The 2,678-nt window shown below is 44.8% G+C and carries 2 protein-coding genes and 1 pseudogene; 1 reads left to right on the forward strand and 2 read right to left on the reverse strand.

The genetic code is table 11. The annotated features are described in order from the left end of the window. A pseudogene (locus ACQY6Q_RS18585) lies at nucleotides 1-259 on the forward strand (S41 family peptidase); the annotation flags it as partial. Between the two features lie 54 nt (nucleotides 260-313). Here ACQY6Q_RS18585 and ACQY6Q_RS18590 read toward each other — a convergent pair. Beyond that, the gene (locus tag ACQY6Q_RS18590) at nucleotides 314-2,050 is read right to left on the reverse strand and encodes a hypothetical protein (protein WP_427983732.1); all 1,737 of its coding nucleotides are present in this window, start codon (nucleotides 2,048-2,050) and stop codon (nucleotides 314-316) included. Nucleotides 2,051-2,417: 367 nt separating this feature from the next. Beyond that, nucleotides 2,418-2,678 (reverse strand): transglycosylase domain-containing protein (locus ACQY6Q_RS18595; protein ID WP_427983734.1); only part of this gene is annotated, 261 nt, incomplete at its 5' end.

The following is a 2,678-nucleotide window of genomic DNA, read 5'->3' on the forward strand; positions in this document are numbered from 1 at the left end:
TGAAAAAACCTCGGGGGATTTTGCCAGACAGTATCAACTGACCTTACCTAACAGTGATTTAGATGTTCGTTTTAGTAGCTCACTCACCTATGATGCCGCAGGCGAGCTGCTTTCAGGAAAAGGCACTGAGCCGGATATTTGGCTGCCACAAAACAGCGATATTGAATGGCAAGGGCTAGTCAGTTTAGTGCGCTCCGCTAAACCTAAACCCACAGATACGCCCCTTGGTTCTCAACCTAAGTTAGCCCAAGCCAATTAACAAAAAAGCCAGCAATAAGCTGGCTTTTCAATTAATGCACGATTGGCATAAAGCTTACTTCTTCTCGCTCGCCTTTGAGTTCATCACTGAACCAAACACTAAGCCCTGTTTATTCACATCGAAGCTCATTTGGACGCGCATATTGTAATCTTTCAGCGCTTGCAGCTCTTCAGGAATCGGCTCGCCAGTCAGTTCTAATAGGGTTAACACTGGGGTAAACATCTTACCGTAGTCAGCCGACATGCTGTAAAGCCTATTGGCCGATGGCTTTTCGCCAGCCAATTTATTCGCTAACGCTAAGCCTTTATCGCCAGAGTAAACCACTAAATGTTGTCCCTTAATGGCCAGCATCGGCTTGATGTTCATCTCAGGCGGCAACATTAACAGTGGTGATAAATCGGTAGGCTCACCATTATCTGCAACTTGCAGTTCGGCCAGCATTGGAGCAAAAGGTTTCACCATGTTGAACAGCATTGATGGGTTATCGGCCGTTAAGCTCACTAAGGCATCTAAGCTTTCAAGCTTAGGCTCTTGGTCTTGAGAGCTCATCTTATAATCGAGCAATGATAGGCTCACACCTTTAACACCGTTAGCCATGCCAGTAAACATACCCAGCATCGCAGGGCTTTGTTGGCTTAATTCGGCTTGTAACTCGGCAAGCGGCGCACAGGTTAACTGTGGCTTTTGCAGATCGTCCCAAATCGCCGTCAGTGAAGGTGCAACTTCATTAACGTCAATCCCCAGTCCCATCGAGAAGATAGTGCTGTTAATGTCAGCTAAGTGGGTTGGAATGTAGCCGCGCATTTTTTGCAATGCGGTTAAGATTGCCTGATTTTTGGTTTCAACCACAAAAGAGGCCGCCATATGGCTTTCTTTTTCGGTCGAACTAAATGCCGTTAATCCCGCAACAGTACGAGGCCAGTTGGCAGCAATGGCGGTTAGCTCAGTTTTGCACTCAGGAGTACGGATTTCCGCTAACGGATCTTCACCATGGTTTTCTTCAGCCATGAATTGAGTGAGCTGTTTGCCTAGCATATTGCCATCGGGAGACGTAATCGCTTTAACAATCTCAACGTGGTTGATAAAGCTGATGCTGTCTTCCATAAAACCATGGGTTTTGATGATGTCTTTCAGCATGCCAGAAGCGGCTAAGGATTGAGTCGGTTTCTTTAATCCAAAGGCCATTTCTAAGATTTCTGGCTCAATCGTTGTGCCAGATAAGGTCACAGTTAAGATGCCATCTTTATGGGCAAATAACAGGTCAACCTTCTCAGTAGAACCTTCTTCGGCCAGTGAATAAGCGCGATAATCAACGCCCGCTAAGGTGCGCTTTTCATGGGTGAAACCACTGTCTTTCTCGGCTTTATCCAAGACAGCCCAGAATGCATCGATTTGATCCACATTGGTTTTAAGAACAGGGATCACACCTAAGGTATAGAAAAAAGGCTCGACTTCATTTGGCAAACCAAAGGTCTTAAGCAATTGGGTTGGATCTTTCATCCCACCCATATACTGCGTATAGATGCTGACAAAGAACTTGGCCATAGGGCTATCTAATTCGCCTAATTCGGCCAACGAATCCGTAGAGTATTGCTGGTAATTGCCAGAAATAGATTGCAGGTAGTTTTTCAGTGGGAAAGGTTTTAACTGACCTGAAAATACTGGGGTGTCGGCAGGGATATAATCAAGCAAAGGATTGGCCGAAGCACTCGAGCTAGTTCCATGCTGAGTGTACCAATAAGCACCTGCTCCCGCTGCAATAATTGCCGCAGCAATAACAATCTTCTTCATCTAAAACTCCATTTAATAACCGTCAAAGTGACAAAAATAATACCGAAAGCACTCACCTCCGGTATTTAAATACTGACCTGTTGTCATTCCTTTTTACACGCGTCATGGCAAACCAATATCCGACACAAGCTAAAAATTAGCGAGGGGAATAGCCAAAGGACTGAGTGTATTTGAAGGGGAAATTCGTGCACTAATTTACCATTAATTAACCTAGGATGCGAATCAAGCTGCGCGATTAAGGTAAATTCGTTTAGCAAACTAAATGAAATTTACATTCAGAGCCTAATTCATCTTGAGGATAAAGTTCATATTAACGATAAAGCGCATGGCATATTAATAAGACGAAAGTTATAGCCTTATTTATCCGTTAATCGGCCTGATGAACACGATTAAGCGTCACTTCCCCTAACTGGCGCATTTGCTTACGGATCCACGCGGAGCGCTGCTCAACATAGGGTGAAGGCGGTGAGACTTTATATCGCCAAGGATTAGGCAATACCGCCGCTAATAATGACGCCTCATAACGAGTTAATTTAGCGGCACTCTTACCAAAATAATGTTTCGATGCGGCTTCGGCGCCATATATTCCGGGGCCAAATTCGACGATGTTCAGATACACTTCGAGTAT

Source organism: Agarivorans sp. (assembly GCF_050295395.1).
Classification (GTDB): Bacteria; Pseudomonadota; Gammaproteobacteria; order Enterobacterales; family Celerinatantimonadaceae; genus Agarivorans.